Annotated in this window: 16 protein-coding genes; 9 read left to right on the top strand and 7 right to left on the bottom strand. The window is 66.6% G+C overall.

Annotation, left to right across the window (positions count from 1 at the left end; translation table 11 throughout):
- Positions 1-35 precede the first annotated feature (35 nt).
- From AC3ANN_RS15195 to AC3ANN_RS15180, 4 genes are all read right to left on the bottom strand, one after another.
- Positions 36-2267, bottom strand: a complete 2232-nt coding sequence (locus AC3ANN_RS15195; RefSeq protein WP_488338224.1) for an MMPL family transporter — start codon at positions 2265-2267, stop codon at positions 36-38.
- A 264-nt stretch (positions 2268-2531) separates the two neighbouring features.
- Complete coding sequence (locus AC3ANN_RS15190; RefSeq protein WP_488338223.1) at positions 2532-3260, bottom strand: GDSL-type esterase/lipase family protein; 729 nt, start codon at positions 3258-3260, stop codon at positions 2532-2534.
- A 60-nt stretch (positions 3261-3320) separates the two neighbouring features.
- On the bottom strand, positions 3321-3869 hold the full coding sequence (locus AC3ANN_RS15185; RefSeq protein WP_488338222.1) for a hypothetical protein: 549 nt from the start codon (positions 3867-3869) through the stop codon (positions 3321-3323).
- 34 nt (positions 3870-3903) lie between these two features.
- The gene (locus tag AC3ANN_RS15180) at positions 3904-4530 is read right to left on the bottom strand and encodes a TetR/AcrR family transcriptional regulator (RefSeq protein ID WP_488338221.1); all 627 of its coding nucleotides are present in this window, start codon (positions 4528-4530) and stop codon (positions 3904-3906) included.
- Positions 4531-4687: 157 nt separating this feature from the next.
- Here AC3ANN_RS15180 and AC3ANN_RS15175 point away from each other — a divergent pair, with 157 nt between their 5' ends.
- From AC3ANN_RS15175 to AC3ANN_RS15150, 6 genes are all read left to right on the top strand, one after another.
- Positions 4688-6016 (top strand): ABC transporter substrate-binding protein, encoded by a 1329-nt coding sequence (locus AC3ANN_RS15175; RefSeq protein WP_488338220.1) that lies wholly within the window; start codon positions 4688-4690, stop codon positions 6014-6016.
- A gap of 13 nt (positions 6017-6029) precedes the next feature.
- Entirely contained in the window at positions 6030-6965 is a 936-nt protein-coding gene (locus AC3ANN_RS15170) for a carbohydrate ABC transporter permease (RefSeq protein ID WP_488338219.1), read from the top strand.
- Positions 6962-7867 (top strand): carbohydrate ABC transporter permease, encoded by a 906-nt coding sequence (locus AC3ANN_RS15165; protein ID WP_488338218.1) that lies wholly within the window; start codon positions 6962-6964, stop codon positions 7865-7867. The genes AC3ANN_RS15170 and AC3ANN_RS15165 overlap by 4 nt, the downstream gene beginning before the upstream one ends.
- Positions 7868-7986: 119 nt before the next feature.
- A complete protein-coding gene (locus tag AC3ANN_RS15160; protein ID WP_488338217.1) occupies positions 7987-9480 on the top strand; it encodes a GH1 family beta-glucosidase in 1494 nt (497 codons plus the stop codon).
- 1 nt (position 9481) lies between these two features.
- A complete protein-coding gene (locus AC3ANN_RS15155) occupies positions 9482-11344 on the top strand; it encodes a glycoside hydrolase family 3 protein (protein WP_488338216.1) in 1863 nt (620 codons plus the stop codon).
- The gene (locus AC3ANN_RS15150; RefSeq protein ID WP_488338215.1) at positions 11341-12939 is read left to right on the top strand and encodes a DUF5597 domain-containing protein; all 1599 of its coding nucleotides are present in this window, start codon (positions 11341-11343) and stop codon (positions 12937-12939) included. The genes AC3ANN_RS15155 and AC3ANN_RS15150 overlap by 4 nt, the downstream gene beginning before the upstream one ends.
- Positions 12940-13014: 75 nt before the next feature.
- Here the strand turns inward: AC3ANN_RS15150 and AC3ANN_RS15145 are convergent, their stop codons facing one another.
- Together AC3ANN_RS15145 and AC3ANN_RS15140 are read right to left on the bottom strand one after the other, a co-directional pair.
- Complete coding sequence (locus AC3ANN_RS15145) at positions 13015-14691, bottom strand: endo-1,4-beta-xylanase (RefSeq protein WP_488338214.1); 1677 nt, start codon at positions 14689-14691, stop codon at positions 13015-13017.
- Positions 14692-14864: 173 nt separating this feature from the next.
- Positions 14865-15065, bottom strand: coding sequence for a hypothetical protein (locus AC3ANN_RS15140; protein WP_488338213.1), 201 nt, complete (start codon positions 15063-15065; stop codon positions 14865-14867).
- A 68-nt stretch (positions 15066-15133) separates the two neighbouring features.
- Between AC3ANN_RS15140 and AC3ANN_RS15135 the strand changes: the two genes are divergently transcribed.
- Entirely contained in the window at positions 15134-17797 is a 2664-nt protein-coding gene (locus AC3ANN_RS15135; RefSeq protein WP_488338212.1) for a beta-glucosidase family protein, read from the top strand.
- Between the two features lie 63 nt (positions 17798-17860).
- Here AC3ANN_RS15135 and AC3ANN_RS15130 read toward each other — a convergent pair whose 3' ends face one another.
- Positions 17861-18838, bottom strand: a complete 978-nt coding sequence (locus AC3ANN_RS15130) for a LacI family DNA-binding transcriptional regulator (protein WP_488338211.1) — start codon at positions 18836-18838, stop codon at positions 17861-17863.
- Positions 18839-19019: 181 nt separating this feature from the next.
- Between AC3ANN_RS15130 and AC3ANN_RS15125 the strand changes: the two genes are divergently transcribed.
- The gene (locus tag AC3ANN_RS15125; RefSeq protein WP_488338210.1) at positions 19020-21494 is read left to right on the top strand and encodes a glycoside hydrolase family 2 TIM barrel-domain containing protein; all 2475 of its coding nucleotides are present in this window, start codon (positions 19020-19022) and stop codon (positions 21492-21494) included.
- Entirely contained in the window at positions 21491-23713 is a 2223-nt protein-coding gene (locus AC3ANN_RS15120) for a beta-glucosidase (protein WP_488338209.1), read from the top strand. Before AC3ANN_RS15125 ends, AC3ANN_RS15120 begins: the two co-directional genes overlap by 4 nt.
- The last annotated feature ends 4 nt before the right edge of the window (positions 23714-23717 follow it).

Here is a 23717-nt window from a genome sequence, read left to right as displayed (position 1 = left end):
TCATCTGGTCGGCGGCCACCGGAGAGCCGGGTCGGTCAGCGTCCGGCGCCCACCGCTTCGCGGGCCCGGACCGGCTCGGCCCTGAGCGGGGGCGAACTCGGCTCGAGTGCGGAGCCCTCGACGTCGATCGTCGGCAGAACTCGTTCGAGCCACCTCGGCATCCACCACGCCGCCCGGCCGAGCAGGGCGAGCGCCGCGGGCACGAGGATCATCCGCACGACGAAGGCATCCGCGATCACCCCGATCGTCAAGGCGAGAGCGATCGACCCGACCAGGGAAGACGGGCTCATCGCGAAGCCTCCGAACACCGCCGCCATGATCGCCGCGGCCGCCACGACGACTCCGGCCGAGTGGCGGAACCCGGCTCGGACCGCGTCCAGCGGCGACAATCCGCGCGCGTGCGCCTCGTGCATGCGCGACACCAGGAATACCTGATAATCCATGGCAAGACCGAACAGGATTCCGGTCACCACGATCGGCAGCAGGCTGAGGAGGGGGTTTCCTTGCGGGGAGGGGACGATGAAGTCGAGCCAGCCCCACTGGAAGATCGCCACCGTCGCGCCCAGACCGGCACCCAGCGACAGCAGAAAGCCCAAGGTTGCAACGAGCGGGATGAGCAGCGAGCGGAAGAGCACGATCATGAGGATCAGCGACAGGCCCACGATCAGCGCGATGTACAGCACGAGCGCCGACTTCAGCTGTTCGTCGGAGTCGAGCCCCATGGCGGTGGCGCCGGTCACCAGCAGCTTGGCGTCGCCGATCTCGCCGCTTTCGGCGCGGATGTTCTTCACCAGTTCGGTCGTGCGGTCGTCCAGCGGGCCGTGCTCCGACATGACAGTCAGCATGGCGGTATCGCCGTCAGTCGAAACGCCGGCCGGGACCACCATGGCGACGCTCGCGAGATCGGTCAATCGCCGTGTCACCAACGGAAGCGACGCCTCGACATCGTCGTGTTGGACCAGCACGACAAGGGGATCCTGGGCGCCGTCGCCGAACTCGTCGGCGATCAGATCGTACGCCGCCCGCTGGGTGGAGTCGGGATCCTCTCCGCCCGGCGTGCTCAGCGTGGTCTGCATCGAGAGCACCGGCAGGGCGATCAGGGCGAGCAGCGCCGTGCCTCCCAGCAGGCTCGAGACGCGGTGGCGGGTGACGGCCCGTACCCACCGGGCCGAGAAGCCCTTTGCGGCGGGCTGATGGGCGGCCGGGGAAGGGATCGGTTCGTGGAGGGGATCGGCGATGAGTCTGCGGTCTCGTCGCGATAGCGCGCGGGTGCCCATGAGGCTGAGCAGCGCGGGAAGGAGGGTGAGTGCCATGAGTACGGCGATGGCGACGGCGAAGGCTGCCGCGAGCCCCATCTCGCCGAGGAACGTGATACCGACCACCGTCAGGCCCGTCAGGGCGATGATCACGGTGGCGCCTGCGAAGACGACCGCGGATCCGGCTGTTCCCACTGCCCGGCCGATCGCCTGGGTGACTTCGCCGTTTGCGAGGAGTTCGGATCGGAACCTCGCCAAGATGAAGAGGCAGTAGTCGATTCCGACCGCAAGCCCCAGCATGACTGCGAGGATCGGCGTGAGGGAGCCGATCGGGGTGATCGCTGAGAAGGCCAGCACTCCGAGGATGCCGACGCCGACGCCCACGAGAGCGCCGAGCATGTTGGCGCCCGCGGCCACAAGGGACCCGTACGTGATGAGCAACACGAGGAACGCGAGGAGTGCCCCAACGATCTCGCTCGGGCCGAGGATCTCGGGGGCGCCGGAGGTCAGTGTGCCGCCCACTTCCGCAGTCATGCCGGAGTCGCGCAGGTCTTCCGCGATAGCGTCGATCGCCTTCGGCAGCTCCTCCGAGTCGGCATTGTGGCGGACCTCGATCGATGCCACCGCGGTGGACAGATCCTCGGAAACGTACGGCCGCGCCGGGTCCAGCGGATCGCTCACGGACGTGACCCCGTGCACTGCGCGTACGTCGTCGAGGGCCGTCGTCAGCGCAGCCAGGTTGTCGGGATCGGTGATCGCGCCTTCGTGTGTCTGAACGACGAACTGAAGGCCGGGAGCAGACGGCTCGTCGTCGGTTGATGGGAACTCCTTTTCCAGCACCGACATGGCTTCGCTCGAAGATGTGCCCGGGACGTCGAAGCCGCCATCACTGAAGCGCATGCCCGAGATCGAGACCACCGCGAGCGCGACCAGCACTCCCAGCCATGTGACGATCACCGCCCACCGGTGTCGAGCCGAGAAGCGCCCGAGTCGGGCTATCAGTCGTGCCATGAAGAGTCCTTTGCGGTCAGAGGTGCGCACAAGCGCACGCATCGGTCTCTTCGAGCCTCCGGCCTCGGCCGCCGCAGCACATCCGCTGATCGCGGACACTTGCATACTGCGATCGCAGTATGGGGTGGTCGCTCCTCATGCCTCGGCGCGGATTCGCCGTTGACGTGCGATGCGCCGGACGTCGGCGTTCAGCCGGCTGTGTGATCAACCGGTCCGAGGTGCAGGATCGGCGAGCCTCGCTCGACAACAGCCCCGGCCAGCAACTCAGTACTCGGCCTGCAGGCCGCTACGAACCGCATCAGCGAAAACCCGATAGCCCTTCTCGTTGAAGTGCAATCTGTCCTCTCCGAAAAGCGACTGATCGATCTCGCCGCTGCTGAGCAACAGAGCGGGTGCGGTGTCGATGAACACGAAGTCGCCTGTGGTATCCGCGAGTTGGGCGAGCATCCGATTCGCCGCCTGGATGTCTGCCCGCACGCTTGCCCGCGAAGGCGTCTCGGTGATGGCGACGTAGTAGATCCGGGTGGCCGGAAGTGCGTCCTTGGCGCGGGCGATGTACTGGGCGACCAGCTGCACGGTTGCTTGGGCGGACTTCGAGTAGAACGGGATGCCGCTGATATCGTTCGAGCCCACGTAGAGCACGAGCACACGCGGCTCGAAGGGCACGACCATTCGATCGAAATAGGCCAGATGGTCACCAACCTTCGTCCCACCGATGCCGATATTGACCGTGTGGAGCGGCGCGAGATCGGACTCTGACGTACTCCAGTACTCGAAGAACGAGCTTCCCGTGAGCAGCACTTCACCTTTCGGGAATCCACTCGCGTACCGGCCCTCCAGCTCCGCGACACGCGTCGCGTACCTCCCTGGATCGTCGCGGCCCGCGATGCACAACGCGATTGCGCCACCCGCGGCAACGGCGGCGACAAGGGCACCGCAGATGGTCGACAGCACGACGACCGTGCGGCCGCGCCCTCCGGCACGAGAGGACACGCTCGCAATTCGATTCATCCCTACAACTCCCCGGTGGGTCCGCAGCTCGCATCGCGTCCTTTATGCTCGGGCTGCTGCGAGGTAGCCCCAGTTGTACGCGTTCGGTCCGATGCTGCTTTGCACGGTGTACTCGGTCAGGATCGGCAACCGATAGACATCGAAGAAGCTCTCGGATGCCGGCCATGCGAAGACACCGGGCCAGACGCGAAGGTCTGCATCCAGAACGAGGTAGATCATGTGCTCCACCGTGACGTCACCCGTGGGATCTGCCATGTTGGACGGCTTTGATTTGCGCCAGACGTGGCATGGGTGTCGACCGTTGACGAGATAGCTTGACGACAGGTCCGCCTTCTCGCTCAGCTCGTCCCCGTGGCGCGTCTCGAGCACGAAGCGCTGATCCTCACGGGCTTCATCGGCGACAAGTACGCCGGTGTGCTCGCCGTTCGTGTCGATCCAGATCAGGTGCGAATTCTCGACGTCGGGCAGAAGCGTCTCGCCATCCAAGGGCTGATAGGGGATCTGGATGCCTCCTTCGATCCATCCCTCTTCGACCTGGACGGCCAGAATGTCGCTTGCTGCAGCGCTGACTCGGACGATGCGGGGTTCCACGGCAGAGGTTGCGTCACCTTGACAGGTCTCCTTCTCAGGTCTGCGTCGGCGCTTCCGGAAGCGTTGATTGGAAGAAGAGCCGCATCGGCGTCTCCATGTCGGCAGAGGGGTCGATGAGCCACTGGAGCTGGACTCCATCCCACGTCGCGATGAGCAGCCGTGCCAGCGTTTCGGGATCGCGTTCGGGACGGATTCGGCCGACCGTCTGGTCGTATGCGAAGGCCGTGGCCAGTTCGCCCGCCTTCCGCCGATACCGCGCGACGAACCACTCGTGTGCCGGATGGGTAGGAGCGGACGACTCCGCGGCGAGGATGGCGAACAGTCGGAGCAGCTCGGGACGGTCGACGCTGGAACGGACCCGCTCCAGCGTCGCCGACACCACGCCTCGGGCAGTGCACGCCGCGTCGAAATCGAAAGCTTCATCGCCGGACGTCGTCCGGTCGGATCGCTCGAGGACTGCCTCGAGGAGCTCGTACTTGCTGCCGAAGTGATGCACGATGCTCGTCAAGCTCACGTCAAGCTGCCGGGCGATGTCGCGAAGCGATCCACCGTGGTAGCCGTGTGTCGCGAACACGCGCGCTGCCGCATCGAGGATGTCGCTCGAGCGCTGCGCGGACTTCGCGTATGGCCCTCTAGCTCCTGTGCTTCTCGGTCCAGTCATGATCGCGACACTACCCATCTCCGGCCCGCGTTCGCGCGGAAGCGCGGTTTCGAAGGCGCCGTCATGAAAATGTAGCACTTGTTCCAGTTTCGATGTATTGTTTCGACACCAAGGGTGGCCGCAGCAGAGGCCTCGCCATGTTCACAAGGAGGTAGACATGACCACACACGCATCCCGGGCCCGCAGAACCGCGGTCGTACTGGGGACGTTCGTCAGCGCGTCGGCGCTACTGGCGGGATGCACCGGAGGCGGCGCCAGCGGTTCGGGTGACACCACGGTCGACGTCATGATCGGTGCTCAGGATCTGACCGAGGAGATGATCGCCGACTTCGAGGCAGACAATCCCGGCATCAAGGTCAACCACATCGTGTACGACCAGGCGCGTCTGAACACCATGCTCGCATCGAGCAACCCTCCGGACCTCGCGTTCGGCAACGCCGTCGGCAGCGCCAACTTCAACGCGCGGGGGCTTGCCACCGACCTGACTCCGTACTTGGAGGAAAGCGATGTGCTGAAGGAGGACGACCTGCAGCCGGTGAACGACGCGTTCCGGTGGGATGGAACCAAGAGTGGGGAAGGGCCGCTCTACGGCATCGTGAAGGACTGGAGCCAGGACAACACGCTCTGGTACAACACGGCTCTGTTCGACGCGGCTGGCGTGCCGTACCTCAGCGACACCGAGCCGATCAGCTACGACGAGCTGCTGGAGATCTCCAAGAAGGTCGCCGTCATCAACGGCGGCACCACCGAGGTGTACGGCCTGGGCATGGAGTGGCAATGGACGCTCTATGGGCCGATCGCAGCCATGGTCGCTCAACAAGGCGGCAGCCTGTACAACGACGACCTCAGTGAGGTGGACTTCACCACGCCGGAAGCGGTTCGTGCGCTGCAGTGGTTCGTCGACTACGGCCAGTCTGGCGTCGGGCCCACCTCCCTGAACCCGCTGCCGGACGGTTCGGACTACTCCACGTTCGCCGCCGGGCGGATGGCGATCACGCAGGACGGGTACTGGTTCGGTGGGAACTTCGCCGGCGACGACGCTATGAAGACCATTCGATTCGCGCCCGCACCGACGATGGGTGACGAGCCGGTGCCGATGAGTTTCGGCGGCGCCGGGCTGTGGATTCCGGAGCAGTCCGATGCCAAGGACGCCGCCTGGAAGTTCATGGAGTACTTCATGGCGGGTCCGCCGGCCGAGGAGCGCGCAGCCAGCGGCTGGGGACTGCCATCGTTGAAGTCCCTCGCCGACAAGCTCCCGCAGGAGCAGCCGTACCAGCAGCAGGCATACGCGGTCGTTCAGGACCAGCTGAAGTATACGCAGCCCCTTCCCGACTCTCCCTACATCTCGGCACTTCTGCTCCAGGACACGATCGACAAGTACCTGCAGCAGGCGATCAAGGGCGAGCTCACGGTCGAGGAGGCCGCTCAGGCGCTGACGGACGAGTTGAACGAGGCGCTCGCTCAGGGCGTCGACCAGGTCGGCTGAGGAAGTACAACAGATGGCTCGCAAGTGGAGCAGATACCCGAAGCGAACGTTTTACGCGTTCGTCGCACCATGGGTCGTGGGGTTCGTGCTGCTCACCGCAGCGCCCATGGTGTACGGCTTCGTTGTGAGCCTGACGAACTTCGATGGAAGCTCCCCCCGCTACAAGTGGGTAGGGCTGCGCAACTACATCGAACTGTTCGGCGACGGCGACATGTGGGCGGCACTGGTGAGGACGCTGGCATTCACTGCCATCGTCGTGCCGCTCACGGTCGCCGGTTCGCTGGGACTGGCAACCATCATCAACCGGCGGCTGCGGGCGGTAGGGGTGTGGCGCACCGTGTTCTTCCTGCCCTCAGTCGTCCCGGTGGTCGCGATGGCGATCATGTGGAAGCTGGTCTTCAACAAGGACGCCGGCATCCTCAACGCCATCCTCGGCGTGGTCGGAATCGAGCCGATCGGGTGGCTGGTCGACCCCACTGTGTTCTACTCCCTCATCATTCTGATGCTGTGGGGGCTCGGTGGCGGCATGATCATCATGCTCGCCGCACTGCAGGGAGTTCCCGTCGAGCTGGAGGAGGCCGCCCGCATCGACGGCGCCAACCGGTGGACGGTGTTCCGGCACGTGACGGTCCCGATGATCTCACCGATCCTGTTCTTCCAGCTCGTGACCGGTGTGATAGCGGCGCTGCAGGTGTTCGTCCAGCCGATGCTTCTCACCAACGCGGCGGGCATCTCCACGGTGGGTGGCGTGCCCGAGAGCACGACCTTGTACATGGTGCAGGTCTACCAGGAGTTCTTCCTCGGCAACCGATTCGGATATGGCTCGGCCATGCTGTGGGTCTTCTTCCTCGTCATTCTCGGCCTGACCCTGCTCCTGCTGCGCTCGAGCAAGTCATGGGTCTACTACGAAGTCGACACCGAAGCGGAACGCGAAGGAGCAACCCGATGACCGTCACCGAAACCCCGACGCCGGAACGCGTCGAGCTAGTTCCTCCCGCTACGGGCCGGCTCAAGAGGTCGAACAGATCGAAGAAGCGGCCGGGCGTTTGGACGTACATCATCGTCCTGCTGCTCGCGGTGTTCTTCATCGGCCCGTTCCTGTGGCTGGTGCTCGCAGCGCTGAAGACGCCGGCCGAATGGGCGTCGCTACCGATCCAGATCTTCCCGGCCACGCCGCAGTGGAACAACTTCGTCACCGCGTTCACCGACGTGGACTTCCTCGGATATGCGGGAAACTCGCTGTTCCTCGCGACGACCTACTCAGTGTTGATCACCCTGTCCAGTGCGGCCGTCGGCTTCGGGTTCGCGCGACTGCGGGCGCCAGGCAAGAACGCCCTTTTCCTGGTGCTGCTGGCGACGATGATGATCCCCAACATCCTTACCCTGCTGCCTACCTATGTGATGTTCTCGCGCATCGGACTTCTCAACACCTACTGGCCATGGGTGCTTTGGGGACTTGCGGCGTCCCCCTACATGGTGTTCTTGTTCCGGCAGTTCTTCTCGGCGCTCCCGAAGGAGCTGGAGGAGGCCGCGATCATTGACGGCGCCGGATGGTTCCGCATCTTCGCGACGATCTTCCTGCCGCTGTCTCGCCCCGTCATCATCACTTCCCTCCTCCTGCAGTTCACCTGGACCTGGGGCGACTACATCGCTCCCGCTCTCCTGCTCGACTTGGATCGCACCACGCTGTCTGTAGCGATCACCGCGTTCTACCAAGATCCGAACGGGAACACCATTCCGACCGTTCAGGCCGCGGCTGCCGTCATGTACATCATCCCGGTGCTGCTGATCTTCTTCTTCGCCCAGCGCTACTTCGTCCGATCCACCGTCTCCAGCGGTATCAAGGGCTGACGCTCCGCCTGCCACAAGGGCAACGCTCAGGCGCAGCCTCGGCGTGCCCTGCGCCCAGAGGCTCTTTCGGCCGTCGTACCCCGCGCCCACCAACCAGACCACCTCGACAGGACCCACATATGTATGACGACTTCATCGAGACCGGAACGCTCACTGTGCCGCGGACGTTCATCCTCGGAGCTGCCACGGCGGCGTACCAGATCGAGGGCGGCGCAAAGGAGGGTGGCCGGGGCCCTTCGATCTGGGATGTGTTCAGCCACACGCCGGGAAAGACCCAGGACGGCGCGACCGGAGATGTTGCCGCCGACCACTTCCACCGGACAGAGATCGATCTCGACCTGATGTCGTCGCTCAACCTCGACGCCTACCGATTCTCCATTTCGTGGCCTCGTGTGATGCCCGAGGGGGAGGGAGCGGTGAATCAGAAGGGGCTCGACTTCTATTCCCGGCTCATCGACGGCCTCCTCAGCCGAGGCATCCAGCCGATCGCCACTCTCAACCACTGGGATCTCCCGCAGGCCCTCGAGGATGCGTACGGCGGATGGCGCGGCCGCCAGACGGCGTTCGCATTCGAGAAGTATGCCGAGATTGTCGGTACCGCCCTCGGAGACCGCGTGGCGATCTGGTCGACTCACAATGAGCCGTGGAACAACTCGTTCTCGGGCTACGGCAGCGGAGCATTCGCGCCAGGCGGCACAAGTCACGCCGACGCGTTGAAAGCCGCCCACCACCTCAATCTGTCACACGGGCTTGCCACGAAAGCGCTCCGTCGCACAGTCACGAGACCGGACGCCCAGATCTCCGTCGCCCTCAACATCTTCAGGGTTCAGGCTCACACTCCAGAAGACGCCGACGCGGCGCGGCGCTTCGACGCCGTCGCGAACCGGGTGTTCACCGGGCCGATGCTGCGAGGCGAGTATTCCACGGACCTCATCGACGACATGACACCATTCACCGACTGGAGCTTCGTGCTGCCGGGAGACCTGGAGATCTGCCATCAGCCGCTGGACCTGCTCGGCGTGAACTATTACGAGGTGATGCACGTCCGCGAGGATCCGACGTACACGCCGGGTGCCGAGAAGCCGGGCGGAACCGCGTTCCCGGGATCTGAGCGCATCGAGTTCGTCCGTCGACCCGAGCTGGAGAGGACGGGAATGGACTGGGGGATCGAGCCCGCGGGGCTTGAGGAGCACCTCGTCGCCCTCTCCGAGGAGTTCCCAGAGCTGCCCATCATGGTGATGGAGAACGGCGCAGCGTTCGCCGACACGGTGATCGGGACCGACGGCACGCGCGCCGTGTTCGACCTGGATCGCACACGGTATCTCGAACAACATGTCGAAGCGACCCACCGCGCCCTCGAGCGGGGAGCGAACGTCGTCGGCTACCTCGTGTGGTCATTGCTGGACAACTTCGAGTGGGCCGCGGGATACGGGCCACGCTTCGGCATCATCCACGTCGACTATGAGACGCTGCAACGCACTCCCAAGCTGAGCTCCCGCTGGTTCGCCGTGCTCTGTTCGACGAGAGCGATTCCGCATCTCCGTGCCCGGCCTGACGAGCCCGGTGCGTCTCACGCCGCTGTGGTCGGAGCGGCCGCTGACAGAACGGACTGACATGCAACCACACCGCACGCTGAGCCCCGATGGCGTCCACTACCGCGACCTGAATCGAAATGGAGTTCTGGATCCCTTCGAGGACCCGAGGCTCACCCCGATCGAGAGGACCGACGATCTCCTGCAGCGAATGTCCCTCGAGGAGAAAGTCGGACTGCTCTTCCAGACCGTGATCGAAACGGGACCCGGAGGCACTCTGCTCGAGACGCCTGGGCGGATCAGCAAGTCGCCGACGAGCACGGTGGTGCTGAACAAGCACATGAACCACTTCAACGTCCACCATCTCGAAAGCGCTCACGACGCCGCTGCCTGGAACAACGCGTTGCAAGCCCTCGCAGAGCAGACGCCGCACGGCATTCCGGTGACCATTGCCACAGACCCGCGTCACTCGTTCACCGAGAACAGCGGAGTCGCCTTCACGGCGGGACCGTTCTCCCAATGGCCGGACGCGTTGGGCCTTGCCGCGATCGATGACCCCGAGGTCATCAGTGACTTCGCGCGACGGGCGGCGGAAGAGTATCGCGCGGTGGGGATTCGCGCGGCTCTGCATCCGCAAGTCGACCTCGCCACCGAACCACGCTGGGCTCGGCAACTGCAGACCTTCGGCGCCGATCCGGAACGCGTCGCGCGGTACACCCGCGCGTACCTGGAGGGATTTCAAGGCAGTGCTCTCGGACCGAACAGCGTAGCGTGCGTCACGAAGCACTTCCCCGGGGGTGGGCCGCAGAAGGACGGCGAGGATGCTCACTTCCCCTACGGGCGGGAGCAGGTCTACTCGGGCGACGCGTTTGCCAGGCATCTGCAGCCGTTCCTCGCCGCGATCGAGTCGGGAACGGCCGGCATCATGCCGTACTACGGGATGCCGGTGGGGCTGGTGGTCGACGGGGAGCCGGTCGAAGAAGTCGGATTCGGTTACAACCGCCAGATCCTCACCGGGCTCCTTCGCGAGAAGCTGGGCTTCGATGGCGTCATCCTCACGGATTGGGAACTGGTCAACGACAACGTCGTCGGCGATCAGGTGCTCCCAGCGCGGGCGTGGGGTGTGGAGGACCTGAGTCCTTCTGAACGGATGCTGAAGATCCTCGACGCCGGCGCGGACCAGTTCGGCGGCGAGGAATGCACCGACCTTCTCCGGGATCTCGTACGAAAGGGCCTTGTGGACGAGTCCCGGGTCGATCAGTCTGCGCGACGCGTTCTGCTGGTGAAGTTCCGCCTAGGTCTCTTCGACAACCCGTATGTCGACGTGGACCTTGCACAAGGGGTAGCCGGTTCGTCGGAGCATCGCCGAGCCGGGGTGGCAGCACAGGCGCGATCGGTGACCGTCCTCGAGAACCGCGAGGGGCTGCTCCCCTTGCGGGGGAATCCGCGGGTCTACCTCGAAGGCGTTCGGCCCGACAGCGTCGCCGAGTGGGCGACGATCGTCACGGACCCGTCTCAGGCGGATGTCGCGATCATCCGCATCGCGGCGCCGTACGAGCCTAGAGACGACCTCTTCCTCGAGAGCTATTTCCACCAGGGCACTCTCGAGTTCCCTCCGGGCCTGGTCTACCGCCTCCGTCAGATCGCTCGGCAGACCCGGCTCCTCGTCGACATCTCGCTGGATCGCCCCGCGATCGCCACCCCGTTCGCCGACGAGGTCGCCGGGTTGACGGTCAGCTTCGGGGTGAGTGACGAAGCCCTCATGCTCGCCCTGACCGGGCGCATCCTTCCCGAGGGATCCCTTCCCGTGGAGATGCCCGGTTCGATGGAGGCCGTCCGATCCGCGCATGAAAGCGTCGCCGGTACCGACGATCCGCTGTACCCGCTGGGATACGGTCTCCGGGTCGCCAACGCCTCGTCCGCCCCCGGAGAGAACGAAGAATGACTTCACTGTCGAGCGCTTGGATGGGCCCGTACCTCGTGGTGGACGGGTGCCCGTTCGTCGTGATCGGAGCGGAGGTGCACAACTCCAGCTCGAGCTCCGATCGCGCGATCGCCGAGTCTTTCGATGCTGTGCGGCGGCTCGGCGCGAACACCGTGCTCGCCCCGGTCGCCTGGGATCTCTTCGAGCCTGAGGAAGGGCATTTCGACCCGGGACTGATCGACGCCATGATCGAGGCGGCGCGCCGACGGGGTCTCCGCCTCATCCCGCTGTGGTTCGGCACGTGGAAAAACGCCGCCTCGACGTACGTGCCGAGCTGGATCAAGCGCGACTCCGAGCGATTTCCGCGATCCGTCCTGCGCGACGGACGGCGCGCGAACCAGATCACACCGTTCTCGAGTGCGGCGCGTGCGGCCGACGCACGTGCCTTCACCGCCCTGATGCAGCGAATCCGCGACCTGGACACCGACGGAACGGTCATCGCGGTACAGGTCGAGAACGAAGTGGGGCTGCTCGGGGACTCACGCGATCGCGGTCCGCTCGCGGAGGAGGCCTTTGCGTCCGACGTGCCGGAGGACGTGCTCGCCGCTGTGCGATCAGACCCCGCCATGCCGTTGCACGCCGAGTGGGTCAGACACGGCAGCATTGGCGCGGGGGATTGGGCGACGCTGTTCCCCGCCGGCGACCCTACCGATGAGGCGTTCATGGCGACTGCGTTCGCGACCTACATAGAAGCCGTCGCTGCCGCCGGACGCGCCGTTCACGATGTGCCGCTCTTCGTCAACGCGTGGCTCGACGCCGACAGCGTCCTGGACGGTCCTGTCGCGGTGGCCGGCGGGAAACGCCCGGGCGATTATCCCAGCGGCGGCCCGGTGATGTCGGTCGCCGCGATCTGGGAGCGGATGGCGTCGTCCCTCGACCTGCTGGCGGTCGACGCATATATCGACGATGCCGGGCCGGTATTCGAGAGCTACGCCGCCCGTCGCGGACGCCTTCTGGTTCCGGAGCTGCGGGCTGACGAGACCGGCGTCGCTCAGATGTTCCTGGCGGTGGGGCGCCACCGCGCGACCGGCGTCTCGCCGTTCGGCGTCGACGCGCTTCGTGCTGGCGGCCGCGAGGCTGATGCGCTTCAGGACGCGTTTCGCTTGCTACGCGCCGCTGCGGCGGTCATTGCTCGCAACCCGGACGCCGGGACGACCGGCTTCGTGCTCGATTCGCGGCATCCGCGCCATCGGATCCCCATCGGCGACGTCGTCCTCGACATCCGCACCGCCGACGATCACGGCCATGTCGTGCCCCGGTATCCGGCATACGGGATTGCGATCCCGGACGGCGAGCACGGGATGTTCGTCATCGGGCGCGGCTTCTGGATCACGCTCGGGGCGCCTGAAGGACGCGAAGCATCCTTTTCGGCGGCGACGATGTATGACTTCGAGGAAGGCGAGCTCGTCGTCAGGCAGCAGCTCAACGGTGACGAGACAGCCTCGGGCACGCTGATCCCGTTCCCCTTCGAGGGGGGTGCGCTGCTGCCGGGCCGCGTCATTCCCACACGAATTCCTGACAGCGGAATCGTGCGGCTTGACGTCTTTACCTACTGAGCGCGCCGCCGCTCCCAACGGCCTCCGCCGCTGTGACGGCGGGACGCCCGGTCCGCCGACCGGGCGCCCCTGCACTCAGTCGACCTGCACCGTGACCGGATCGGACGTGCTCGATCCGGACTCGTTTGCGAAGGTGACCGAGAGCGTGTGCGTACCCGGTGAGACGCCCGCCAGCGTAAGGGTCGCCGACTGCGGGTTCGGCGTATCCGCCGTGAGTGAGCCGTCGCCGACTTTCACCCCATCGAGGAAGAACGCGTACGAGGTCGCGTTCGTCCCCCACCACAGGTTCGCGGTCGCCGTGAAGTCCCCGTCTCCGTCCCAACTGTCGGTGCTTACGACGGGCTTGCCCGGCGCCGCATCTGTGACCGTGACGCTGGCAGTGGTCGTCGCCGTCACGCCCTTCGAGTTGATGAGCTCCGCGCGGTAGACATACGTGCCGTTTGGTTTTTCGCTGAACGGCGCCTCCACGAACTGTGAGTCGACATCGGTGTCCAGTGCCGCGGCGTGGACCAAGACATCATTCTCGTAGAGGCGGTAGTAGCTTCCTGGAGTCCCGTGCCAGAGATTCATCCTGACGGTGTAGTTGCCGTCGTGGAGACCGTTCGCCCACCCGCTCGTGTGGGACAACACCGCGCGACCGGGTGCGGAGTCGTCATCGACGAACGCCTGGAGCGCGTCGCGCACCGCGAAGTACGCCGGCTTGGGGTTGAACTCCTCGTCGAACATCGTCGGCTTGGCTCCGGGCAGCCAGGTGTAGAGGTGCTTGTCCGTGAACCCCCACACGCTGATGTCGGTGATACCCGCGGCCAGAGCCTCGGCGACCACATCGCCGTAGATCTGGGCCTGTGACATCGGATCGTACGTGTGGACGTCGAGTTCCGCGATGGTGACCTCCAGGCCGAGTGCCGTGTACTCATCGACGATGCTCGTGAGCACGCCGGGCGTCGGGCCGGCGAGAGTCTCGTGCATCTGCAGCGCAACGCCGTGGATGGGGACGCCGTCCGCGACCATGCCCGAGACGAGGTCGTAGAGCTCTTGGCGCTTGGCAGGGTAGAACTCGACCAGGTTCTCGTTGATGAACAGCTTCGCTGTCGGATCGGCGGCGTGCGCGATCCGGAACACCTCGGAAACGTAGTCGGGGCCCATCCGCTCGTAGAACAGGTTGTGTTCGAGCCCGGTGCCTCCGAATGTCGAGAACACCTCGGTGGCGACGTCCCAGCGGTCCATCTTTCCGGTGTACCGCTGCATGATCGTGGTGAAGTGATCGACCACGGCCTGCCGGAACTCCGCCGGGTCGGTCTTTGCGACCAGGTAGTCCGGATTGAACGAGCGCGAGATCCCGCTGTGCGCCTTGACCTCCATGTCGTGTTCTTGCGCGAACGTCACCAGGCGATCCAGGCCTGCGAAGTCGAAGACGCCTTCCTGCGGCTGCACCATACTCCATTTGAACTCGTTCTCAGGGGAGAGGCTGTTGAACTGCTCGGAAAGTACTCGCCCGTACCGGGGGTCGGAGAAGTAGTTGGCCGGACGGCCGTCGGCGGTCGATTCCGAGGCCTTCACCGAGCCGGATCCGAAGAAGATGCCGGTCCTCTCGGCGAGCTGACGGATCGTGGGGTCCGAATCGGGCGAAGCCGCCGCGGATGGCGCGCCGGTGAGCGTGAGCCCGAGGATGACGGCGGAAACGGCGATGTGCGGACTTATGGCTTTCATACGGTTCCTGCTCTCTGTCTGAGCGCGCGCGCCGACGTCCACCGGCGCGACGCGCGCTGAGCCTGCCTGCGTTCTCAGGCTTGGCTGCGGATGTGATCATCTCGGCGATGTGTTCCTTTCCCGCTCGTCGTCGAGAGGATCTGAGCAAGCGTTACGACGTCGTCACGCTCGTTCGCGAGAAATGTAACAGGCGTTCTATTTTCGCGATACTCTCTTCACCGATGAGGATCGGCTCCATCGGCACGATGGTCACGCGAGCGGGACCTCGGGGCGAAGGCCAGGCCGACGACGGTCACGGTGATGACGAGCGCGACCAGCCCGGTCCAGAGCAGCCCGCTGTTGAGGACCCATGTCAGCCACGCTTCGACGGCAGCGGCGAGCGTCTCGGACTTCGTGGTACCGTCGGGGCTTGACACGTGTCAAGGCTACGTGATGCCGATTTATGGCGCCGACGGCGTCGCCGGCACAGGAAGGGAACGAGACCATGACTCCTGAGGGCACCGCCGCTGGACGGCCGACGGATGGGTACGTCGCCTATCGCGACTCCTCCCTGCCTGTCGGAGAGCGCGTGCTCGACCTGCTCTCCCGGATGACGCTCGAGGAGAAGGCGGCGCAGACCGCAAGCCCGTTCGGCACTGTCGTCGACACGCACACCCCTCCCGAGACTGGTTGGGGCGCGGCCGTCGCCGCTCTCTCGACGATTGCCGGGACGCCCCTCGAAATGGCTGCGGCGGCGAACGAGCTGCAGCGCAAGCACGTCGAAGACACGCGGCTCGGGATCCCCATCCTCCTCGGCGAGGAGGCCCTGCTCGGTCTCAAGGTGCGAGGCGCCACGACCTTCCCGGATGCCATCGCACAGGCGGCGACCTGGAACCCGGAGCTCGTGGAGCGTATGGCCGCGCTGATCGGTGCGCAGATGGCTGCATTGGGCGTCCGGCAGGCGCTCTCACCCCTGGCGGACGTCGCACGCGACCCGCGCTGGGGCCGGGTGGGGGAGACCTACGGCGAGGAGCCGCTCCTCGTGGGCGAGATGGCGTCAGCCTTCGTGCGGGGTCTCCAGGACGCTGTCCCGGAGGCGCCGGTGATCGCGACCCTGAAGCACTTCGTCGGGTACGGAGCCAGCAACGGCGGACGCAACACCGAGCCTGCTCACATCGGCGAGCGGGCTCTCCGCGAGGTCTACGGCAAGCCGTTCGAGGTTGCGATCCGCGATGCCGACGCCCGCGGCATCATGCCCTCTTACAACGACATCGACGGCACCCCCGTCACGGGATCGTACGAGCTGCTCACGACGCTTCTGCGTGAGGAGTACGGGTTCCACGGCCTTGTCGTGTCGGACCTCGCGGCGGTCTCGCAGCTGCACACGAAGCACCGCGTGACGCCGGATCTGCTCGAAGCGCACGCACAGGCGATCCGCGCCGGAGTCGACCTCGACCTCGACAACCGAGTGTCGACCGATCGTATCGTCGAAGCAGTCCGGTCGGGGCTCCTCCGCGAGGCGGACCTCGATCGTGCGGTCGCGAGTGTGCTGCGTGCGAAGTTCCAGTTGGGCCTCTTCGAGCGGCCGTATGTCGACCTCGACGGTGTACCCGACACGCTCGACTCCGAAGAGGGGCGCGAACTCGCAGGCATCCTCGCCGAGGAATCCGTCGTGCTGCTGCAGAACGAGCCGGTGGGCGGCGCTCCGCTGCTTCCGCTGTCGCCCGACACCAAGCGGATCGCTGTCATCGGCCCCAACGCAGACCGGCTGATGGGGCAGCTCGGCCACTACAGCTATCACGTGCTTGACAGCATCGTGCAGATGTTCGCGCACGCGGCGGATCCTCAGTCGCGTGCGGCCGACGACCCAACCCTTGTCGGCGCGACGGGTGCGGACGCCGCAGAACTCCTGGTGGACTCCGTTCCCGTCGTGACGTTCGTCGAGGGCATCCGTTCGCGGGTGGGCGCGGACACCACTGTCGTGTATGAACGCGGTTGCCCAGTCGAGAACGAGGACCGTTCGGGGATCCCCGCCGCCGCGCAGGCGGCCGCCGATGCCGATGTGGCGATCGTGGTCGTCGGCGATCAGGCCGGGATCAACGCCCGCGGCACGGTCGGTGAGGGACTCGACAGCGCCACGTGCGAGTTGCCCGGCGTTCAGCGCGAGCTCGTCGAGGCTATCGCGGTCACGGGCACTCCGATGGTCGTCGTCCTGAGCCACGCCCGCCCCTTCGTCCTCGGGTGGATGACGAAGCTCGCACCCGCGATCTTGACCTCCTGGTTCGGTGGCGAGGAGGCCGGCAACGCCGTCGCGCGGGTGCTGTTCGGTGATGTCAATCCGGCCGGGCGGCTGCCGATCGCCCTGCTGGAATCGGTCGGGGCGGCGCCCGTGCCCTACTGGCGGACGCTCCAGACGGAGGCGTACGTTTCCGGGTCAGTCCGCGCGGTGTTCCCGTTCGGTCACGGGCTGAGCTACACATCCTTCGAGTACCGCGACCTCGACGTGGAGTCCGACACGGTCGCGAACGACGGTGTCATACGGGTGGCTTTCACCGTCGCGAACGTCGGCGAGCTCGATGGCGACGAGGTCATGCAGGTGTACGGGCAGGACACGCATGCCCGTAGCGTGCGCCCAGGGCGACAGCTGCTCGCCTTCCGCCGCGTCCGCATCCCCGCCGGGTCGGAGGAGCGGTTCGTCGTCGACATCCCCGCGAGCATGCTGGCCCTGTGGGACCCGCGCGAAGGATGGGTGGTCGAGCCGGGGCGCGTGCGGATCTTCGTAGGCTCATCCTCGGCGAACACGCCATTGCGTGCGGAGGTGACGTTCGTCGGCGGGGTCCATCATCCCGGCCGACACAGGGCGCTGCGCTCCTCGTTCGTCAAGGCTGCTGATGCGGCGCCGCTGGTCGCGGCACCCCGCGGGTACGCTGACCGGAAGCGGGTCGCGATGACGCTCAGCGAGGAGAGCACGATCGGGGAGTGGTTTGAGCACCCGGTGGGTCGCCGGTTGCTGCTGGAGGCGATGCCGGGCGTCGACGAAGAGCAGCTTGCGGCCGGCTTCGGTCTGACGCTCGAGCAGCTCGTCATGTACAGCCAGGGGGCGCTGCCCGAGGACCTCCCGCAGGAGCTGCTCGCGAAGGCTGCGGCCGCGGCGGAACCTCAGGGCTGAGCGCACGGCGCGGACGATGGGAGGCAGAGGTCTGCTGCCGCCCACCCGCGCGAGCGCACGGTGCTATCGGCGCGCGTCCGGTGTCGTGGCCCCCTGGACGATACGCAGGCGGGTGGTGACCTCGTCGAGGGCGATATCAGCCAGTGACGACGCGTCGGTGATGCCGAGCAGCATCTCTACGACGACGCGGCCACTGAAGGGGATGTCGTAGTCGACCGTCGTGATCGAGGGGGTGAGCGCTGTCGCGATCGGCGAGTTGTCGATGCCGACGACCCCGAGGTCTCGTGGCACCGACCGGCCGAGGTCGATCGCCGCGCTGACAACCGCGGCGGCGAGCTCGTCGTTGTAGGCCGCGATACCGACAGGACTCGCTGGCAATGCGCGAACTGCCTCGACGGCGGCATCACCGCGGGGAGCGAGTTCGATCGTCGGGAGAACGTGGATACCGTGTTCCTCTGCCCAATGCCTGGCTCCTTCTGCTCGGGGGAGGGCGTAGGACTGCTCTCCGTCCGCGACGGGCGCGACGGGTGCGATGGTGGTGTAACCGGCGTCGGCCAGGTGCTGCGCCTGCAGGGCACCCATCGCGCGGTCGATCTGGACCTGCACGTCCACCGGCTGCTCGACCAAGTGCGCGCCGTGGGCGAGGAGTCTCTCGCGCTGTGTGTCGGGCAGGGGCGTGAGGCTGACGACGCCGTACGGCTTGAGGTCGAGGATGGCGTCTTCGAGCAGCTCGGCGGAACCGATGAATCGCAGGAGGTTCGTGTAGCCCTTCTCGGCCAGGCCGTGCGTGATGACGTCCACCAGCTCGCGGAGCCGCGGGTTGAAGGTCGCCGTCTCGGGTATCAAGGTGATCACGATGTCGCTGGTCCCGCGGCGCAGCGTCCGTCCGGCCAGGGATGGACGGTAGCCCAGCTCAGCCGCGGACTTCCGCACGCGCGCGATCGTCTCATCCGAGAAGAGGTGCTCGCGACCGTTGAGGATCTGGCTCACGGTCGAACGAGACAGCCCAGCGTGGCTTGCTACTTCGGCGCTTGTCGGCATAGCGAACATCCTCCTCCAGGGACGGTTCGCAAGCCCTGCCCGCGAACCTCCTCCAAGCGTAGACATTGACACGAGGCAACCCGCACGGACTCGGATTTGACACGAGTCAATGCGCGTGTTTTCCTGAGTCCGAGCCGATTCAGCTACGCGGCCTCACCGACTTCGAGGACACCGTCGCCCAATGAACACCCCCGTCCCGCCCATCGCGGATCACCCGCTCGTCGACTGGTTCGTCAGCGCGGAGGGAGGGAGCGAGACCGCGGTGCGCGTCCCGCACGACGCGATGCTGACCGCCGGCCGTTCCCCGTCGGCACCGGGCGGATCTGAGACAGCCTGGTTCCTCGGCGGTGACTACGAGTACCGAACGGTCTGGACCGCCCCGGCGGGGGAGGAGCTCACCGCCAGCCTGGTTTTCGAAGGTGTGCAGGGTGATTCCGTCGTGACGGTCAACGGCCAGGTCGCAGGCGAGATCCGGAGCGGATACGTCGAATTCGAGCTGCCGATCAGTGACGCGCTGGAGTGGGGTGGTGACAACGAGATCCGAGTGCGCGTGAGTCACCGCGACCAGCCGAGCGAACGTTGGTACCCCGGCTCCGGCCTCTACCGCCCGGTGCAGGTTCGCGTTCGACGCGCGGTGCATTTCGGCCGCGACGCCGTGCGTGTGCAGACGCGCCGCCTCGATGCCGCGCGAGCCTGGGTAGACATCACCGCTCGGTTGGAAGGGGCACCCCCGTGCGACGTCGTTCTGACCGCGACGCTGTCGGCCGACGGCGTCGAAGTGGCGCGTGCCGAGATGCCCCACGGAGCCATCGAGCTCGCCGTTCCGGCCCCGCGTCCCTGGAGCGCGGAAGATCCGTTCCGCTACGAGCTGGAGGTCGTGGCCACCTCGGGAGGGGAGACGCTCGACGTCTGGCGTGCCCCGGTGGGGCTCCGGATCGTCGAGGTCGACGCCGCTCGCGGTCTGCGCATCAACGGCCGTGAGGTGCTGCTGGCGGGCGCGTGCATCCATCACGACAACGGCCTGCTGGGGGCGGCCACGCACCGTGCCGCCGAGTTCAGGCGGATCCGCCTCCTCAAAGAGGCGGGGTTCAATGCGATCCGCAGCGCTCACAACCCGGCCTCGCGTCACCTCCTCGATGCATGCGATGAGCTCGGCATGTACGTCGTCGACGAACTCGCCGACTACTGGTTCGTGCGCAAGACGAGGCACGACCATTCGGACCGCTTCCGCGACACCTGGAGAGGCGACGCGGATGCGCTGGTCGCCAAGGACCGCAATTACGCCTGCGTCATCATGTACGCCACCGGCAATGAGATCCCCGAGACGGCCACGCCGGATGGCGTCGCCCTCTCGCGGGAGATCACCGAGCACTTCCACGCGGCCGATCCGACCCGTCCGGTCACGCTCGCTGTGAACCTGTTCCTCAACGCCATGGTGACGATGAACGCATCGCCGTACCGGGCGGATCCGACGCCCGCGTCCGAGCCTGCCATGGCAGGCAGCACCGAGGCCAATGTGATGATCAACCACATCGGCAGGATGATGCGATTGGTGTCGCGCCTGCCTCGCGCCGACAAGGCGTCGAGGGATGCCTTCGCCACCGTCGATGTCGCCGGCTACAACTACGGCGTGGCTCGGTACCCCAGCGACGTGCGCCGGTATCCGCATCGCGTGATCCTCGGCTCCGAGACCCTGCCGGGCGACGTGCCCCGCGCGTGGGAACTCGTCAAGCGGCACCCGGCCGTCATCGGCGACTTCGTCTGGGCGGGCTGGGAGTACCTCGGTGAGGCGGGCGTCGCCGTGTGGGTGCCGGGCCGGAAGGCGGGGCTGGCGAAGCCGTACCCGTACATCGTTGCGGGGCCGGGGATGTTCGACCTCACGGGGCGCCCTGACGCGTCGCTGCGCCTCGCGCAGGCTGCGTGGGGGGTTCTGCAGGCGCCCGCCATCACCGTCCGGCCCGTCGATCGCAGCGGCAAGCCCTACGTCCGTTCCGCGTGGCGGTTCACCGATGCTGTGGAGAGCTGGGCCTGGCAAGGATGCGAGGGGGTGCGCGCCGAGGTCGAGGTGTACAGCACCGATGACGAGATCGAGCTCGTGCTGAACGGGCGCTCGCTCGGCCGACGCCGAGCGGGGGAACGCGTCGGGTACCGCACTCGCTTCGGCGTCCGGTACGAGCCGGGAACCCTGCTGGCGATCGCGTACCGCGACGGGCGCGAGGTGTCCCGCAGCGAGTTGCGGTCGACGTCCGGACCAACGACCGTGCGTCTCGCGCCCGAAGCCCGCACGCTGACCGCAGACGGCGCCGACCTCGCGTATGTACACGTCGAGCTCGCCGACGCAGGCGGTGTCGCCGAGATGCTGGACGACGACCTCATCGAGATCTCGCTCGATGGACCCGCCGAACTTGTGGGTCTCGGTTCGGCGGCGCCGGCTACCGAGCAGTCCTACGTGGGCGCCTGGACCACGACGTATCGCGGGCGTGCTCTTGCGATCCTGCGTTCGACCGGGAGCGAGGGCACCGTCCGGGTGACCGCGAGCTCACGGACGCACGGAGCCGCCTCGGTCGACATCACCGCGGTCGCCGCCTCGCCCGCCCATCAGACCACTCTCGCCCTCCCAGGCCCCGAGACCATCCCACACGGAGCAGACCGATGACCGACACCCGCGGCGCAGCGCAGGCTGCCCAGATCCCGCTCGACGACAAGCTCGCGCTGCTGGTCGGCGCCAACTTCTGGGAGACGCACGCCGTCCCAGAGCATGGCATCCGTTCTCTTGTGCTCGCCGATGGCCCCTATGGGCTCCGGCACCAGTCGGGGCAGCACGACAACCTCGCGATCTTCGCAAGCGACCCCGCCACGTGCTTCCCGCCGGGAGTGGCCGTCGGCAACAGCTGGGACCGCGAGCTCGCCGGAAGACTGGGCACGGCGCTGGGGCGTGAAGCGGTGGCACGGGGCGTCGACATCGTGCTCGGGCCCGGCGTGAACATCAAGCGCAGCCCGCTGTGCGGACGAAACTTCGAGTACTACTCGGAGGACCCGCTCGTCTCCGGGGTGCTGGGCGCTTCGTTCACCCGAGCCCTTCAAGCGGAGGGTCCGGGAGTGTCGGTGAAGCACTTCGCGGCGAACAACCAGGAAACGGACCGCCAGACCATCAGCTCGGACGTCGACGAGCGCACCTTGCGCGAAATCTATCTCCCGGCATTCGAACGCGTCGTCACGGAGGCCGGGCCGCGCACCGTCATGACCTCCTACAACAGGATCAACGGCGTGCACACGTGGGCGAACCGCTGGCTGCTCACGCAGGTGCTGCGGGAGGAATGGGGTTTCGCTGGGGCGGTGATGTCGGACTGGAGCTCCGTGACCGACCGGGTGAGCGCGCTCGAGGCGGGTCTCGACCTCGAGATGCCGGCTGAAGACGGACGGGTCGAAGAACTCCGCGCGGCGCTCGAGGCGGGCCGCATCGACATCGCCACCGTGGATGCGGCGGTAGCACGGCTGTCGGCGCTGGCCGCGGTCGAGCGCCCTTCTGCCGTGCCGATCGACGAGGATGTCTACCATGCGCTCGCCCGCGAGCTCGCAGAGGACTGCGTGGTGCTCCTGCGCAACAAACACGACGTGCTCCCTCTCCCGAGCGGAGTCGATGTCGCGGTGATCGGCGTGCTCGCCCGCCAGCCACGCTTCCAGGGCGGCGGCAGCGCGCACGTGAATGCCACGAGAGTGGACGAGCCGCTGGCTGAGATCCGCAGCCTCATCGAGGCGTGTGGGGGCAGTGTGACGTTCGCGGAGGGCTACGCGGTCGACGGCGCCGCCACGGCGGCGGACCTTCTCGCCGAGGCGGTCGAGGTCGCACGCCGCGCTGACGTCGCGGTCGTGTTCGCGGGGCTCGGCGAGCAGCAGGAGTCGGAAGGGTTCGACCGCGACAGCATCCTGCTCCCGGCCGACCAGATCCAGGTCATCCGCGCCGTGGCGAGCGCGGCTCAACGCACCATCGTGGTGCTCTCCCACGGTGGCATCGTGAGCCTCGAGGGCTGGCACGACGACGTCGACGCCATCCTCGACGCCTTCGTGCTCGGGCAGGGTGGCGGGCACGCGATCGCTCGGCTGCTCACGGGCGCGGCGAACCCGTCCGGACGCCTGGCCGAGACCATCCCGCTGCGGATCGAGGACCACCCGTCGTGGCTGAACTTCCCTGGCGAGCAAGGCCACGTACGCTACGGCGAGGGCGTCCTCGTCGGCTACCGCTACTTCGCGACCTCAGACACTCCCGTGCGATACCCATTCGGCTACGGCCTGTCGTACACGACGTTCGACAGCGACATCGCCGATGTCGAGATGACCGGCCCCGACACCGCTCTCGTCACGGTCCGGGTGCGCAACACCGGTCGGCGCGCCGGAAAGCACGTCGTCCAGCTCTACGTGGCCACCAACGCCGGACCCGTACGACGCCCCATTCGCGAGCTGCGCGGCTTCGACAAGCTCAGCCTCGCTCCCGGCGAATCGGCCGAGGTCCGGATCGAGCTACCGCGCCGCGCGTTCGCGTACTGGGACATCGAGCGCGCAGGCTGGGTCGTCGCCCCCGGCGAGTACACCGTCGAGCTCGCCGCAGACGCGTCGACCGTCATCGCCCGTCGAGCGATCACCCTGGAGGGCGATCGCGTCGCGGGTGAGCTCACGCTCGACACCGCCGTCGGCGCATGGCTCGATCATCCGGACGTCGGCGACCAGACCATGCACGCGCTGGGGTTCGCCGCGGTCGAGGTACCCGACGAGCAGATGGCGATGGTGCGGTCCATGACGATGCGCCAGTTCGTCCGGATCTCGGGGCTGCCGATCGCTGACGAGGCGCTCGAAGCCCTCATGGCCGCGACCCGATAGGACA

Source organism: Microbacterium sp. STRO-2N (assembly GCF_057747775.1).
This window is presented reverse-complemented; position numbering and strand designations above follow the sequence as displayed.

Excerpts from the sequence above, each read along its gene's own strand:
- AC3ANN_RS15170 (WP_488338219.1), top strand. The coding sequence starts at position 6,030 with ATGGCTCGCAAGTGGAGCAGATACCCGAAGCGAACGTTTTACGCGTTC.
- AC3ANN_RS15175 (WP_488338220.1), top strand. The coding sequence starts at position 4,688 with ATGACCACACACGCATCCCGGGCCCGCAGAACCGCGGTCGTACTGGGG.
- AC3ANN_RS15125 (WP_488338210.1), top strand. The coding sequence starts at position 19,020 with ATGAACACCCCCGTCCCGCCCATCGCGGATCACCCGCTCGTCGACTGG.
- AC3ANN_RS15130 (WP_488338211.1), bottom strand. The coding sequence starts at position 18,838 with ATGCCGACAAGCGCCGAAGTAGCAAGCCACGCTGGGCTGTCTCGTTCG.
- AC3ANN_RS15195 (WP_488338224.1), bottom strand. The coding sequence starts at position 2,267 with ATGGCACGACTGATAGCCCGACTCGGGCGCTTCTCGGCTCGACACCGG.
- AC3ANN_RS15160 (WP_488338217.1), top strand. The coding sequence starts at position 7,987 with ATGTATGACGACTTCATCGAGACCGGAACGCTCACTGTGCCGCGGACG.
- AC3ANN_RS15155 (WP_488338216.1), top strand. The coding sequence starts at position 9,482 with ATGCAACCACACCGCACGCTGAGCCCCGATGGCGTCCACTACCGCGAC.
- AC3ANN_RS15150 (WP_488338215.1), top strand. The coding sequence starts at position 11,341 with ATGACTTCACTGTCGAGCGCTTGGATGGGCCCGTACCTCGTGGTGGAC.
- AC3ANN_RS15135 (WP_488338212.1), top strand. The coding sequence starts at position 15,134 with ATGACTCCTGAGGGCACCGCCGCTGGACGGCCGACGGATGGGTACGTC.
- AC3ANN_RS15180 (WP_488338221.1), bottom strand. The coding sequence starts at position 4,530 with ATGACTGGACCGAGAAGCACAGGAGCTAGAGGGCCATACGCGAAGTCC.
- AC3ANN_RS15165 (WP_488338218.1), top strand. The coding sequence starts at position 6,962 with ATGACCGTCACCGAAACCCCGACGCCGGAACGCGTCGAGCTAGTTCCT.
- AC3ANN_RS15120 (WP_488338209.1), top strand. The coding sequence starts at position 21,491 with ATGACCGACACCCGCGGCGCAGCGCAGGCTGCCCAGATCCCGCTCGAC.